Genomic DNA, 14075 nt, shown 5'->3' with positions numbered 1-14075 from the left:
CTAGGAGCCGTAGCGGCCATAGCGAAAGGGATGCAGATCGATGGCGGGCGTCCGGCCCTGGATGAGTTGCGCCATGGCCTCGCCCGCGGCGGGGCCGATGCCGAACCCGTGCCCCGAGAAGCCCGAGGCGAGGTAGAGGCCGGGCAGGCGCGGGACGGCGTCCATCACCGGCATCGCGTCCGGGGTGACGTCGATGTAGCCGGCCCAGGACTGCAGGATGCTGGCTTGGGCGAATACGGGAAACGCATGCGTCAGCCGGCGCCAGGCCTGTTCGATGCCGAGCTCGGACGGGCGGGGGTCCAGCACCCGATGCCGCTCGAAGGGCGATGCGCGGTCCGCCGGGAAATGGCGCGGCATCCCCAGCTCTTCGAAGAAGCGCTTGCCGAAGCGCAGCCGCACGAAGTCGCGGTTGGCCAGCCAGGAGCGCAGGAAATGGCGCATGAGGCGGAAGCTGTCCGGCACGACGTCGGCCATGGACGCGCCGAACTGGGAGACGGTGTAGCCGCCGTCGGCGCGCTTGCGGCAGGTGAAGTCGCGGCCGTTGACGGCGGCGGCCGGCCCGCCCTCGACGGGCGTGGTGCGCAGCACCGAGCCGCGGACTTTCAGTTGAGGGAAATCGGCGCCCAGGTTGCCGCAGAACAGCCGCGACCAGGCGCCGGCGGCGACCAGCACGGCCTGGGCGGCGACGCGCCCGCGCTCGGTGACCACCGCCGATATCCGGCCGGCCGCGAGCTCCACGCCGCGTACCGCGCATCCCTCCAGGATCTGCGCGCCCGCGGCGCGCGCCAGCGCGGCGATGGCGGGGGCGGCCAGTTGCGGTTCGGCCACGCCGTCGTTGGCGCTGTACATGGCCCCGGTCCAGTTTCGGGCGGTTTGCGGCAGCAGGCCGCGGGCCTCGCCGCTGCCCAACAGCCGGGCGTCGATGCCGTAGGCGCGGGCGCCGTCGATCCAGGCCTGGTGCCCGGCCGCGTCGGCGTCGGACTCCTGCAGGTACAGGATGCCGCTGCGGCGAAAGCCCACGTCGATGCGGTCCTGGATCTGGCCCCACAGCTGGTTCGCGCGCAGCGCCAGCGGAACCTCCGGCAGCTCGCGGCCCAGCGTGCGCACCCATCCCCAGTTGCGCGAGGACTGCTCGCAGGCCACCGCGCCTTTTTCGAAGACCGCCACGCGCACGCCGGCCTGGGCCAGCGCGTAAGCGGCGCTCACGCCGATGATGCCGGCGCCGATGATGGCCACGTCGACCGCCGGGGGCAGGGCGGACGGCAGGGAAGAACGCGTCAAATCCGGAGAGGTCGGCACTTGCGTTGCGACTCCCTTGTATGGTTTTATCGCTATGCGATAACAAAATACGGATAGAGATATCTCTGAGCGTTTTTATACTGCTCGATCCGCGGCCCGGGCACCTAGGGTTTGCCTGGGGCCGCGGCGCCCGTTCCTACCCTTGGAGTGCCGATGTCCGAACCTTCCGCCTTGATGATCCAGTCGCTGGAGAAGGGCCTGGCCGTGCTGGAGTCCTTTCGCGCCCACGCCTCGCTGACGCTGCAGGAAATCGCGCGGGAGAACGGCATCACCATGGGCTCGGCGCAGCGCGTGGCCCACACGCTGGAGCGGGGCGGCTACCTGTGGCGGGATCCGCGCACCAAGCGTTACAGCGTGACGGTCAAGGCCGTCGGGCTGGGCTACAGCTATCTCTACCGCCAGCCCCTGTTCCAGCACGCGCACGCGGTGCTGCACCAGGTCAACCAGGAATGCGGCGAGATCGTGAACCTGGGCGTGCCCGACGACCAGGACAACATGGTGTTCGTGATGCGCGTGGCGCCGGCGCGCCACATCCCGGAATACATGCCCGCAGGCACGCGCATTCCCTGCGTGGCCTCAGCGTCGGGCCGCGCCCTGTGGGCGCTGCTGCCGCCGGCCGAACTGGACCGCAAGCTGCGCGGCGTGGCGCGCATCAAGCACACGCCGCGCAGCACGACCGACCTCGCCACGCTGCGCGCCTTCATCGATGAAGCGCGGCGGGACCAGTACGCCTACGCCGACGAAGAGTTCTACCCGGGTGACCTGAACGTGGCGGCCGTCATCCACGACGACCAGGGCCAGCCCATGGGCGCGCTGAACATCTCGGTGCCCAAGCCCCGCTGGTCGCTGGAGCGCGCGCGCAGCGAACTGGGGCCGCTGGTGATCCGGGCGGCCCGGGCGATCAGCAAGCACGCCTGAGACGGCCCTAGTCCACCGCCAGCTTCGCCGTCTTGACGACGCCGGCCCAGTAGGTCGTTTCGTCTTGCAGCTTGCGGGCGAACGCGGCGGGTTCGCTGGCGACGACTTCGGCGCCGTCCTGGCGGATCTTGTCGAGCACGGCCGGCGCGCGCGCCGCCTGGCTGATCGCGGCGGCCAGGTACGCCACGCGTTCGGGCGGCGTGCCGGCGGGCGCGAACACGCCGTACCAGCCTTCGATGGAGACGTCGGCGATGCCCTGTCCGGCCAGCGTGGGCGCCTGCTCGAACGCGCCGATGCGGCTTTCGTGGGTGACGCCCAGCACGCGCAGCTTGCCGCCGGTGACCAGGGACTCGACCGAGGGAGGCGAGGTGATCAGCATGTCCACCGTGCCCCCGAGCAGGTCGTTGACGGCAGGGCCTGCGCCCCGGTACGGCACGTGCACGAGCGACAGGTCTTTCTGCCGCGCCAGCAGCACGCCGGTCAGGTGCGACAGCGTGCCGTTGCCGGGCGTGGCGTAAGTGACGGCGCCGGGCCGGGCCCGGGCGTCGTTCAGGTAGTCGGCCAGCGTGAGGTAGGGGCTTTCCTTGCGCACGACGAGCGCGAGCGGGGCCGAGGTGATCTGCGACACGGGGGTGAAGTCCTTCAGCGCGTCGAAGCCGGTGTTCTTGTAGATGGCGGGGTTCACCGCCATCACGCTGTTCTGCGACAGCACCAGGGTATAGCCGTCGGGCTTGGCGCGGGCCACGGCCGCCGTGCCCATGTTGCCGCCGGCGCCGGACCGGTTCTCGACCACCACGGACTGGCCGGTGATGCGGCCCAGCTCGTTGGCCAGCAGGCGGGCGACGCCGTCGTTGCCGCCGCCGGGCGGGAAGGGCGATATCAGCGTGATGGCTTGCCGCGGGTAGTCCTTGAGCGGCGCGGGCGCCTGCGTTTGCGCCTGCGCGCACAAGGGGAACAGCAGCGCGGCCATGAGGGCGGCCGGCGCGCGGCGCAGCGCGCCGGTGGCTTGGGGGATCATCGGGCTTCTCCTGTCGTTTCCGTATCGGTCTGGAATTCGGCGGCGTGCTCGCACAGCGCGGCGATCATGGTTTCGCAGCGCGCGAGCTGGCTCAGTTCCACGTATTCGTCCGGCCGGTGGGCCTGCTCGATGCTGCCCGGCCCGCAGATCACGGAAGCGACGCCGGCCTGCTGGTAGAGCCCACCTTCCGTCATGTAGCTGACGTGCGGGCCGGCGTGTCCGGCGCCGGACAGGCCCATGACGAAGCGGGCGATGGCGGCGTTGGGGCCGGGGCGCAGCGCGGGATTGTCGGATTGCTTTTCGAACAGAATGTCGGCCGCCGCGTGCCGCCTGCGCATGCGCGGCAGCACCTGGTCGCGGGCGTAGTCCTGGATGCTGCCGACGATGCGGTCGGGGTCGCTGTCGGGCAGGTAGCGGTAGCCGAAGATGAATTCGCAGTCGCGCGGCACGATGTTGCGCGCCAGCCCGCCGGTGACGAGGGCGGTCTGCAGGGTGTCGTAAGGCGTGTCGAAGGCGCTGTCCGGGCGCGGCGCCTCGGCGTATTCGTCGGCGAGGTCCTGGATGTGGCCGATGAGGCGCGCGGCGTATTCGATGGCATTGACGCCGTCCTGCGTGCGCGAGGCGTGGGCCTCCTTGCCGCGGACGCAGCAGCGGTAGTTGCGGCTGCCCTTGTGGGCCGTCACGACCTGCATCTCGGTGGGCTCGCCCACGATACAGGCCGCGGGCGCGATCCGCGCGGCCTGGAGGTCGGCCAGCAGCGTCCTGACGCCTTTGCAGCCGACTTCTTCGTCATAGGTGAAGGCCAGGTGGACCGGACGACGCAGGTCCGCCGCCGCGAGGCGGTCGACGGACGCAAGCACGGCCGCGAGGAATCCCTTCATGTCGCAGGCGCCGCGGCCGTAGAGGCGGCCGCCGGCGATGCGCGCCTTGAACGGATCGCTGCTCCAGTCCTGGCCGTCGACGGGCACCACGTCGGTGTGTCCCGACAGCACGATGCCGCCGGGCAGGTCGGGCCCGATGGTGGCGAACAGATTGGCCTTGGCGCCGGTGGCATCGTAGCTGAGGCGCGCGCCGATGCCCTGCCTGCGCAGGCTGTCGCGCACCCATTCGATCAGGCCCAGGTTCGAGTCCCGGCTGACGGTGGGAAAGGCGATCAAGGCGGACAGGATGTCCAGCGTCCGGCTTGTGGGTTCTTGGTGCTGCGACACGTGTTCCCTCCCATGAATCGATGACACTGTAAGTGTCGGAGGGAGGCAGGACTAATTAAATTAACAGAGCGTCCTATTAGCGTTGTTAATGCGTTCGGCCCCGCATTTGCGCGCTTCGGAAGGATCGCCTCCTGCCATCGGGCAGGCGCCGGATGACGTGCGCCGCGCTGGATGCGAGGGCCCGGACGAGGCCCGGCTGCGCCTCGCGATGGCACCGCGCGGGCTCCCCATCAGGCCATCGGTGGCCCTGATCGTTCATCGCCATGTCAGCCAAGACCCACCGTCCAGGACCGCTTACGTAGTCCTTAAAGCAAAAGATATTTTCATGTCAAGAAAATCTGTCTGATATGGTCAAGTGAGCGTATCAGTTGCTCCAAAAAGCGCATAATGGCGGCACCGCTTCTTGTGTCCCTTTTCACGGAAGCGGTCGTTTTTCTGCAAGCGAAGAGCGTGTTGTCACTAGCTCGGCGGTTCGTGTTTCCAGGTCATGTTCGCTCGCGCGCTAGGGCAACTTGGAGTATTCACGGAGATGTCTATGACAGAAGACGCAAAGCCGCGCAGGCGGTTTCTGCAGGCGTTGGCAATCGTGCCGGCGTCGACGTTGGCGGTGGGCGCAATGACCACCGGCTGTACCAACGGAACGGAAAGCGCCGCCGCGCGCCCGGCCAAGCCTTATGAACCCACTTATTTCACGAAGGCCGAATGGGCCTTCATCGTCGCGGCGGTGGATCACCTGATTCCCGCCGACGAGTACGGTCCCGGCGCCATCGAGGCCGGCGTGCCCGAGTTCATCGACCGCCAGATGGAAACGCCTTTCGGCCACGGCAAGCTCTGGTACATGCAGGGGCCGTTCCATCCCGAGGTGGTGCCCGAACTGGGTTATCAGCTGAACCAGAACCCGCGCCAGGTCTACCGCAACGGCATCGAAGCCTGCGATCTCTGGTGCATGAAGACGCACGGCAAGGTCTACGCGGACCTCGACAAGCCCTTGCAGGAGCAGATCCTGAAGGACCTGCAGGGCGGCAAGATCGAATTCGACACCGTGCCCTCGCGGACGTTCTTCAGCTTCCTGCTGTCGAACACCAAGGAAGGGTTCTTCGCCGATCCGATCTATGGCGGCAACAAGAACATGGTGGGCTGGAAGATGGTGGGCTTCCCCGGCGCGCGCGCCGACTACATGGACTGGGCGGATCAGCCCAACGTGAAGTACCCCTACGGTCCGGTGTCGATCTCTGGGGAGAAGGGCTGAGCCATGGCGATCAAAAAAGAGAAAGTTGATGCGGTGCTGGTCGGGTTCGGCTGGACCGGCGCGATCCTGGGCCAGGAGCTGACCGAGGCCGGCCTGCACGTGCTTGCGCTGGAGCGCGGCGGCATGCAGGACACGCCCAAGGACGCCGAGTACCCGAAGGTGATCGACGAGCTTGCCTATTCCGTGCGCGGCAAGCTGTTCCAGGATCTCTCCAAGGAAACCGTGACCATACGCCACGGCGTGGACGACGTGGCCGTGCCTTACCGCCAGAACGGTTCGTTCCTGCTGGGCACCGGCGTGGGCGGGGCGGGCTTCCACTGGAACGGCATGCATTACCGCGTGCTGCCGGAGGAGCTGGAACTGCGCACGCGCTACGAGACGCGCTACGGCAAGGACTTCATTCCCGAAGGCATGACCATCCAGGATTTCGGCGTCACCTACGACGAGCTGGAGCCGTACTTCAGCAAGTTCGAGTACGTCTGCGGCACGTCGGGCAAGGCCGGCAACCTGAACGGCAAGATCGTGGAAGGCGGCAACCCGCTGGAAGGCAAGCGCAGCAGGGAGTTCCCGCTGCCGCCGCTCACCACCACCTACGGCGCGCAGCTGTTCGACAAGGCGGCGCGCGAGGTGGGCTTCCATCCCTATCCGGCGCCCGCGGCCAATGCGTCCGGCCCGTACACCAACCCGTACGGCGTGCGCCTGGGCCCCTGTAATTTCTGCGGCTTCTGCGAGAACTACGGCTGCTACATGTATTCGAAGGCCTCGCCGCAGACGACCATCCTGCCGGTGCTGCTGAAGAAGCCCAACTTCGAACTGCGCACGCAATCGCACGTGATCCGCGTCAACCTGGATTCGACCGGCAAGAAGGCCGTCGGCGTGACCTACATCGACGCGCAGGGCCGCGAGGTCGATCAGCCCGCCGACCTGGTGATCCTGTCCGCCTACCAGATGCACAACGTGCGCCTGCTGCTGCTCTCGGGCATCGGCAAGCCCTACGATCCCAAGACCAACGAGGGCGTGGTCGGCAAGAACTACGCCTACCAGATGAACGGCGCGGTGAACGTGCTGCTGCCCAAGGGCACCCAGCTCAATCCCTTCGTGGGCACGGGCGCCGGCGGCGTGGGCATGGACGACCTGAACGGCGACCAGTTCGACCACGGCCCCCTGGGCTTCCTGGGCGGGGCCAGCATCCGCCACGTGCGCTACGGCGGGCGACCCATCAAGCAGACGCCCACCACGCCGGGCACGCCCAGCTGGGGCACCGCGTGGAAGGCGGGCGTGCAGGACGCCTACCAGCGCTATATGACCATCGGCATTTCCGGTTCGGTGATGTCGTACCGCGACGCGTACCTCTCGCTGGACCCGACCTACAAGGACAGCTTCGGCCAGCCCTTGCTGCGCATGACCTTCGACTGGCACGACAACGAGTTCGACATGCTGGGCCATATGGGCAAGCGCATGGAGGAAGTGGCGAAGGCCATGAAGCCGGAGAAGCACTTCGTGGCCGTGCGCAAGAAGGGCGCGCGCTACGACACGCGCGTCTACCAGAGCACGCACAACACGGGCGGGGCCATCATGGGCGCCAACCCGAAGGAAAGCGTGGTCAACAAGTACCTGCAGAGCTGGGACGTGTCCAATGTGTTCGTGATGGGGGCCTGCGTGTTCCCGCAGAACATGGGCTACAACCCGACCGGCCTGGTCGGCGCGCTGGCTTTCTGGGCCGCGCAGGCGATCCGCGACCAGTACCTGAAGAACCCCGGCCCGCTGGTCCAGGCGTAAGGAGACGGAACAATGATTAAGCAGACCATTGTTGCGGCGCTCTCCGCCCTGGTTGCGGGATCCGCGTGGGCGGCCGACGGCACGCCGGCCGCGACCGATGCGCAGATGATCAAGCAGGGCGAGTACCTGTCGCGCGCCGGCGACTGCATCGCCTGCCACACCGCCAAGGACGGCAAGCCGTTCGCGGGCGGGCTGGGCATCGAGTCGCCGCTGGGCACGATCTACTCCACCAACATCACGCCGGACAAGGAAACCGGCATCGGCGACTACACCTACGAGGACTTCGACCGGGCGGTGCGCCACGGCGTCGCGAAGGACGGGCATTCGCTGTATCCGGCCATGCCCTACACGGCCTACGCCAAGGTCACGCCCGATGACGTGAAGGCCTTGTACGCCTACTTCATGCATGGCGTGCAGCCGGTGAAGCAGGCCAACAAGGACACCGACATCAGCTGGCCGCTGTCGATGCGCTGGCCGCTGGGCGTGTGGCGCTGGATGTTCGCGCCCGACGCGGTGAGCGGCCCCGCGGCCAGCGATCTCACGGGCGCGGACCGCGAGGCGCTGCTGCGCGGCCAGTACCTGGTCGAGGGCCTGGGCCATTGCAGCACCTGCCATACGCCGCGCGGTTTCGCCTTGCAGGAAAAGGCGCTGACCGCGGCCGACGGCTCGGCTTTCCTGTCGGGCGGCGTGGTCGAGGGCTGGCTGGCCAAGAACCTGCGCGGCGACATGGCCGACGGCCTGGGCAGCTGGAGCAAGGAAGACATCGCGGCTTTCCTGAAGTCCGGCCGCAACGGCCATTCCGCGGCCTTCGGCGGCATGGCGCAGGTGGTGGGCGACAGCACGCAGCACCTGTCCGACGCCGACGTGAACGCCATCGCGGCGTACCTGAAGAGCCTGCCGCCGGTGAACAAGGACGCCACCCAGGCGCTCGCCTACGACGACTCCGTGGCGCAGGCGCTGCGCGCGGGCAAGGACAAGGGCGATGGCGCCATGGCCTTCCTCAACAACTGCGCGGCCTGCCACCGCAGCACCGGCAAGGGCTATTCGGAGACGTTCCCGCAACTGGCGCTCAGCTCCACGGTGAACTCGGCGGATCCGGCATCCCTCATCCATATCGTGCTCAAGGGCGCGCAGATGCCGGGAACCGCGGCGGCGCCGACCGCGTACGCCATGCCGGGCTTCGACTGGCGCATGACGGACAAGGAAGTGGCCGACGTGGTGACTTTCGTGCGGTCGAGCTGGGGCAACAAGGCGGCGGCCGTCAGCGCCGCCGACGTGGCCAAGGTCCGCAAGGAAGTCGGGGCCGCGCCGCAGCCGGCTCGCTGAGGCCGGCGAGGCGCCCGCGATTTGACAGGCGCGGTGGCGCGGCGCATCATCTTTCGCATGACGCGCCCGCCACCTTCGTTCGCCCGAATTATTCCCGCCATCGCAAGCATGGTGGGTTAGCGCGCGTCAGCACATTGCCAGACAACCCGCCATAGGCGGGTTTCTTCGTTTGGGTCTCCCGCCTCCGGTATTCGTTCCCAGGAGCCCCGATGTCGCTTTCCCTTTCCACTCCCTGCGTTCCGGCGCCGACCCTGCACTTTCTGTGCGGCAAGATCGGCGCCGGCAAATCCACGCTGGCCGCCGAGCTGGCGTCCGGGCCCTGCACCATGCTGCTGAGCGAAGACCGCTGGCTGGCGGCGCTGTATCCCGGCGAGATCCTGGACGTGGCGGACTACGGCCGCTGCGCCGCCCGGCTGCGCAACGCGATCGGCGAGCACGTCGCCTCGCTGGCCGGCGCGGGCCTGTCGGTGGTGCTGGACTTTCCGGCCAACACGCGGCGCAGCCGCGAATGGCTGCGCCAGGTGGCGGAGCAGGCGGGCTGCGCCCACCGCCTGCACTATCTGGACGTGCCGGACGCCGTGTGCAAGGCGCGGCTGCGGGCGCGCAACGCGTCGGGCACCCATCCGTACACCACCAGCGAAGCGCAATTCGACGCGATCACCGCGTATTTCGTGGAGCCGGGCGAGGACGAGGGCTTCGACATCGTCCGCCACGCTCCGGCCGGCGGGGAGCGGGCGGGCCTGCTATGATTACTGGATAAATACCCAGCTATCCGGCCGCGCCGATGTTTCCTCCGCACCGCTACTACTACCTGCACAATTTCGAGCGCGCCCTGGCGTGGATCGCCGAACGCTACGCCGACCTGCTGGACGACGCGGAACTTCGCTTCCTGGCGGATTTCCAGGCCTTGCCGCAAGCGTCGCGGGCGCTGCTGGTGCGCATGCTGATGCGGCGCGGGCCCTGGTTCCGCGCCACCCGGCTGGCCTACGAAGAGATCCCCGGCACCCGTGAAGCCGCCGCGCCGCTAGCGGCGCTGGGCTGGCTGGACGCCGAGGCGCCCATGACGCTGGACGAGTTCTTCGGCCTGCATACCCGGGCCGAGCTGGCCGCGGTGTTTCCGGGCGCGCCGGTGAAGGCCGGCGCCCGCAAGGCGGACCTGCTGGAGGCCCTGCGGCCGCTGCACCCGCGGGCGCAGCCGTATGCCGCCTGGCATCCGCGGGCGGGCGAGCCGGTCTGGCGCGTGATGGCGGCGGACCAGTGCGAGCGGTTCCGCGTCATGTTCTTCGGCAATCTGCGCCAGGACTGGTCGGAATTCGTGCTGGCGGACCTGGGCGTGTTCCAGTACGAGACCGTGCCGTTCGACGCCGCGTCGCGAGCCTTCCAGGCGCGCGACGACGTGGATCGCTACCTGGCGCTGCACGCCTGCCGCGAGGCCCTGGAAGCCGGCGCGGAGATCGACGCGCTGCTGCCCGCGGTGGACGCCTGCGCCAGCGATAACGCCTGGCTGGAGAAGCGGCGCGGCAAGGTGCTGCTGCGGATCGGCCAGGCCTGCGAGCGCGCCCAGGATTGGGAAGCCGCGCAGCGGGTGTACGCGCTGTGCGCCTACCCCGGCGCGCGCCACCGCCGCATCCGCGTCTACGAGCGCATGGCGCGGTTCGACGAGGCGCTGGCGCTGGCGGCGCAGGCCCAGGCCGAGCCCGAAAGCGAAGAGGAAAGCCAGCGGCTCGCGCGCATGATGCCGCGCCTGATGCGCGGGGCGGGGCAGAGCGCCCCGGCGCGGCGGCGCCCGCCCGCGGTGGAGCGCAGGGACTTGTCCCTGCCGCGGCCCGGCCAGCCGGCCGCGGTCGAGTTCGTGGCGCGCGACTATCTCCATCGCGACGACGCGCCGGTCCATTACGTGGAGAACGCGCTCATCAATTCGCTGTTCGGCCTGCTGTGCTGGCCGGCCGTGTTCGCGCCCGTGCCCGGCGCGTTCTTCCATCCGTTCCAGCGCGGGCCGGCCGACCTCGATTCGCCCGACTTCCCCCTGCGGCGCGAGGCGCGCTTCGCCGAGTGCCTGGCGCTGCTCGACACGCCCGGCTACCGCGACATCATCCTGGCGCGGTACGCCGAGAAGCGCGGGGTGCAGTCGCCCTTCGTGTTCTGGGGGGCGCTGTCGGAACCGCTGCTGGAGCAGGCGCTGGACTGCCTGCCCGCGGCGCACCTGAAGCTGTTCTTCGCGCGGCTGCTGCGCGACGTCAAGGGCAACCGCTCGGGCCTGCCGGACCTGGTCCGCTTCTGGCCCGGCGAGCGGCGCTACGAGCTGATCGAGGTCAAGGGGCCGGGCGACAAGCTGCAGGACAACCAGATCCGCTGGCTGGAATACTGCGTGGCGCACGGCATGCCGGTGAGCGTTTGCCACGTGAGCTGGCAGGAGGATGCCCCGTGACCGCGGCCGCCCACGCTGCGTCCGCGGTCAGCCCCTCCCGGGAAGATGCCGCATCCGCTGCGCCGCCCGGCAGCGCTTCCGTGGAAGACGCCGCGCCCGGGCGCGCCCCGGCGACGCGCTATTCCGTCGCCGTGCGGGCGCTGTGCGAGTTCACGGCCCGCGCGGGCGATCTGGATTCGCGCTTCACGCCCGCGCCGAGCGGGCTGGAGGGCATGGCCGGGCATGCGGCGGTGACGGCGCGGCGCGGGCCGGACTACGAAACCGAGGTGCCGCTGTCCGGCCTGCACGAGAACCTGCTTGTGCGCGGCCGCGCCGACGGCTACGACCCCGCGGCGAACCAGCTCGAAGAGATCAAGACCTATCGCGGCCGGCTGGAAAGCGTGCGCGACAATCACCGCGCCGCGCATTGGGCGCAGGCCCGGGTCTACGGGCACCTGCTGTGCCAGGCGCGCGGGCTGGCGCAATTGCGGGTGGCGCTGGTGTACTTCAACGTGGCCACCGAGGAAGAAACGGTGCTGGTGGAAACGCACGAGGCGGCGGCGCTGGCGGCGTTCTTCGAAGAACAGTGCGGCCGCTTCCTGGCCTGGGCCGCGAGCGAACTGGCCCATCGCCAGGCGCGCGACGCGGCGCTGGAGGCGCTGGCGTTCCCGCACGGCGCCTTCCGCAGCGGGCAGCGCGAGCTGGCGGTGGCCGCCTACCGGACGGCGCGCGACGGCGGCTGCCTGATGGCGCAGGCGCCCACCGGCATCGGCAAGACGCTGGGCACGATCTTCCCCCTGCTGAAGGCCTGCCCGGGCGCGGGGCTGGACAAGCTCTTCTTCCTGGCGGCCAAGGGGCCGGGCCGCGCCCTGGCGCTGGAGGCGCTGGAAACCGTCAACGCGCAGCCCGCGGCGCCGGGCCTGCGGGTGCTGGACATGCAGGCCCGCGACAAGGCCTGCGTGCATCCCGACAAGGATTGCCATGGCGAGTCCTGCCCGCTGGCGCAGGGCTTCTACGACCGCCTGCCGCGGGCGCGCGAGGCCGCGCTGGCGCACGTCCGCCTGGACGCCGCCGCGCTGCGCCTGGCGGCCGCCGAACACCAGGTGTGCCCGTATTACCTGTCGCAGGAAATGGCGCGCTGGAGCGACGTGGTGGTGGGCGACTACAACTACTACTACGACGCCACGGCGATGCTGCACGGGCTGACCCAGGCCAACCAGTGGAAGGTCGCGGTGCTGGTGGACGAGGCGCACAACCTGGTGGACCGGGCGCGCCGCATGTACACGGGCGAGCTGGAGCAGGCCGCGCTGTCGGCCGCGCGCTACGCGGCGCCCAAGCCCCTGAAGAAGGCGCTGGACGGCCTGAACCGTTCCTGGAACGCCCTGAACAAGAAGCAGGGCGAGGCCTACCAGGCCTATGACGAGGCGCCCGCCGGCGTGCTCGCGGCGGTGCAGAAGGCGGTGGCCGCGATCACCGACCACATGGGCCTGTCGCCCCTGGCGCAGGACGACCCGGTGCTGGCCTTTTATTTCGAGGCCCTGCATTTCATGCGGCTGGCCGAGCAGTTCGGCCCGCACGCGCTGTTCGACGTGACCGTGAGCGCCCCGGGCGCCGCGGGCGCCAAGACGCCGCCCTCGACCCTGTGCGTGCGCAACGTGATCCCCGCGCCGTACCTGGCGGGGCGCTACGCGGCGGCGCACGCCACGGTGCTGTTTTCCGGCACCTTCAGTCCGCAGCAGTTCTACCGCGACACGCTGGGCCTGCCGGCGGCCGCCGCCTGGATCGACGTGGCCGCCCCGTTCCAGGCCGAGCAGCTGGCGGTGCGGGTGGTGGGCAATGTGTCCACGCGCTTTCGCGACCGCGAGCGCTCGCTCGCGCCCATCGCGGACCTGATCGCGCGCCAGTACGCCGAGCGGCCGGGCAATTACCTGGGCTTTCTCAGCAGCTTCGATTACCTGCGCCGCGTGGCCGACCTGATGCGCGACCGCCATCCCGGCGTGCCGATCTGGACGCAGACGCCCGGCATGGACGAGGCCGGCCGCGCCGCGTTCCTGGCGCGTTTCTCCGAGAGCGGGCAGGGCGTGGGATTCGCCGTGCTGGGCGGCGCCTTTTCCGAAGGCGTGGACCTGCCGGGCAAGCGCCTGATCGGCGCCTTCATCGCCACGCTGGGGCTGCCGCAGGTGAACGCCGTGAACGAGAACATCAAGCGCGCCATGGATCGGCGCTACGGCGTGGAGAACGGCTACGACTACACCTATCTCTATCCGGGCCTGCAGAAGGTGGTGCAGGCCGCCGGCCGGGTGATCCGCACCGAACAGGACGTCGGCACGGTGCACCTGATCGACGACCGCTACCGCCGCGCCAAGGTGCGCGGCCTGCTGCCGGGCTGGTGGCGGGTGGAGTGATCAGGCGGGGCGCAGTTCCGTCAGGGGCTGGCTGGGATCGCGGCTGAGCTGGTAGCCGTACCAGAGGCTGCGCGCCATGCGCCGGGCCATTTCCTGGGCGGCGTCGGCCAGGGCGCGGTTGGGCAGGGCGTCGGTGGTTTCGCGCCATAGCGCCAGCCAGCGTTCGAACAGCTCGGCGCTGAGGTTGGGCATGGCGACGTGCTTGGGCATGGGCATGCCGGTGAAGCGGCGGGTGCCCAGCAGCACGGCGGACCAGAAATCGCACAGGGTCGCGAGGTGCCCGTCCCAGTCGTGCACCTGGCTTTCGAAAACGGGGCCCAGCGCCGCGTCGGCGCGCGCCCTGGCGTAGAAGGCGTGCACCAGTTCCTGGATTTCGGCTTCGGTGCAGAGGTCGGCGGTGTCGGTCAAGGTCGTCTCCGGGCGGGGCGCAATAGGCGATCTTAGGGCGGCGGCGGGCGCGGGCGGT

11 protein-coding genes are annotated in these 14075 nt (G+C 69.4%); 7 read left to right on the top strand and 4 right to left on the bottom strand.

Features of this window, described 5'->3' with window-relative positions; translation table 11 throughout:
- Window positions 1-1281 (bottom strand): NAD(P)/FAD-dependent oxidoreductase, encoded by a 1281-nt coding sequence (locus ADE01S_RS03930; RefSeq protein ID WP_062680157.1) that lies wholly within the window; start codon window positions 1279-1281, stop codon window positions 1-3.
- Window positions 1282-1452: 171 nt separating this feature from the next.
- On the opposite strand from ADE01S_RS03930, the gene ADE01S_RS03925 reads away from it, so the two are divergent.
- Window positions 1453-2217 (top strand): IclR family transcriptional regulator, encoded by a 765-nt coding sequence (locus tag ADE01S_RS03925; protein ID WP_075873238.1) that lies wholly within the window; start codon window positions 1453-1455, stop codon window positions 2215-2217.
- Between the two features lie 7 nt (window positions 2218-2224).
- Here ADE01S_RS03925 and ADE01S_RS03920 read toward each other — a convergent pair whose 3' ends face one another.
- Together ADE01S_RS03920 and argE are read right to left on the bottom strand one after the other, a co-directional pair.
- Window positions 2225-3235 carry a Bug family tripartite tricarboxylate transporter substrate binding protein gene (locus ADE01S_RS03920; protein ID WP_232481982.1) on the bottom strand — a complete coding sequence of 337 codons (1011 nt, stop codon included), beginning with the start codon at window positions 3233-3235 and terminating at the stop codon, window positions 2225-2227.
- A complete protein-coding gene (gene argE / locus ADE01S_RS03915; protein ID WP_075873239.1) occupies window positions 3232-4443 on the bottom strand; it encodes an acetylornithine deacetylase in 1212 nt (403 codons plus the stop codon). The genes ADE01S_RS03920 and argE overlap by 4 nt, the downstream gene beginning before the upstream one ends.
- Window positions 4444-4978: 535 nt before the next feature.
- Here argE and ADE01S_RS03910 point away from each other — a divergent pair.
- The 6 genes from ADE01S_RS03910 to ADE01S_RS03885 all read left to right on the top strand — a co-directional run bounded on the left by ADE01S_RS03910 (window position 4979) and on the right by ADE01S_RS03885 (window position 13609).
- On the top strand, window positions 4979-5692 hold the full coding sequence (locus tag ADE01S_RS03910) for a gluconate 2-dehydrogenase subunit 3 family protein (protein WP_062680156.1): 714 nt from the start codon (window positions 4979-4981) through the stop codon (window positions 5690-5692).
- A 3-nt stretch (window positions 5693-5695) separates the two neighbouring features.
- Window positions 5696-7471: a GMC family oxidoreductase gene (locus ADE01S_RS03905; RefSeq protein ID WP_062680155.1), complete on the top strand. Its 1776-nt coding sequence runs from the start codon at window positions 5696-5698 to the stop codon at window positions 7469-7471.
- Between the two features lie 12 nt (window positions 7472-7483).
- The gene (locus ADE01S_RS03900; RefSeq protein WP_062680154.1) at window positions 7484-8797 is read left to right on the top strand and encodes a c-type cytochrome; all 1314 of its coding nucleotides are present in this window, start codon (window positions 7484-7486) and stop codon (window positions 8795-8797) included.
- A 209-nt stretch (window positions 8798-9006) separates the two neighbouring features.
- Window positions 9007-9546, top strand: a complete 540-nt coding sequence (locus ADE01S_RS03895; protein WP_062680153.1) for a P-loop nucleotide/nucleoside kinase family protein — start codon at window positions 9007-9009, stop codon at window positions 9544-9546.
- 35 nt (window positions 9547-9581) lie between these two features.
- Window positions 9582-11225, top strand: a complete 1644-nt coding sequence (locus tag ADE01S_RS03890) for a VRR-NUC domain-containing protein (protein ID WP_062680152.1) — start codon at window positions 9582-9584, stop codon at window positions 11223-11225.
- A gap of 80 nt (window positions 11226-11305) precedes the next feature.
- A complete protein-coding gene (locus ADE01S_RS03885; RefSeq protein WP_062680319.1) occupies window positions 11306-13609 on the top strand; it encodes an ATP-dependent DNA helicase in 2304 nt (767 codons plus the stop codon).
- On the opposite strand, the gene ADE01S_RS03880 is transcribed toward ADE01S_RS03885, so the two are convergent.
- Window positions 13610-14017 (bottom strand): group III truncated hemoglobin, encoded by a 408-nt coding sequence (locus ADE01S_RS03880; RefSeq protein ID WP_062680151.1) that lies wholly within the window; start codon window positions 14015-14017, stop codon window positions 13610-13612.
- Window positions 14018-14075: the final 58 nt, after the last annotated feature.

The sequence above is a fragment of the Achromobacter denitrificans NBRC 15125 genome, from assembly GCF_001571365.1.
Lineage (GTDB): Bacteria > Pseudomonadota > Gammaproteobacteria > Burkholderiales > Burkholderiaceae_B > Achromobacter > Achromobacter denitrificans.
This window is presented reverse-complemented; position numbering and strand designations above follow the sequence as displayed.

What these genes read in the sequence shown, in the direction of transcription:
- ADE01S_RS03925 (WP_075873238.1), top strand. Translation starts at nt 1,453, where the DNA reads ATGTCCGAACCTTCCGCCTTGATGATCCAGTCGCTGGAGAAGGGCCTG.
- ADE01S_RS03895 (WP_062680153.1), top strand. Translation starts at nt 9,007, where the DNA reads ATGTCGCTTTCCCTTTCCACTCCCTGCGTTCCGGCGCCGACCCTGCAC.
- ADE01S_RS03900 (WP_062680154.1), top strand. Translation starts at nt 7,484, where the DNA reads ATGATTAAGCAGACCATTGTTGCGGCGCTCTCCGCCCTGGTTGCGGGA.
- ADE01S_RS03910 (WP_062680156.1), top strand. Translation starts at nt 4,979, where the DNA reads ATGACAGAAGACGCAAAGCCGCGCAGGCGGTTTCTGCAGGCGTTGGCA.
- ADE01S_RS03920 (WP_232481982.1), bottom strand. Translation starts at nt 3,235, where the DNA reads ATGATCCCCCAAGCCACCGGCGCGCTGCGCCGCGCGCCGGCCGCCCTC.
- ADE01S_RS03890 (WP_062680152.1), top strand. Translation starts at nt 9,582, where the DNA reads ATGTTTCCTCCGCACCGCTACTACTACCTGCACAATTTCGAGCGCGCC.
- ADE01S_RS03905 (WP_062680155.1), top strand. Translation starts at nt 5,696, where the DNA reads ATGGCGATCAAAAAAGAGAAAGTTGATGCGGTGCTGGTCGGGTTCGGC.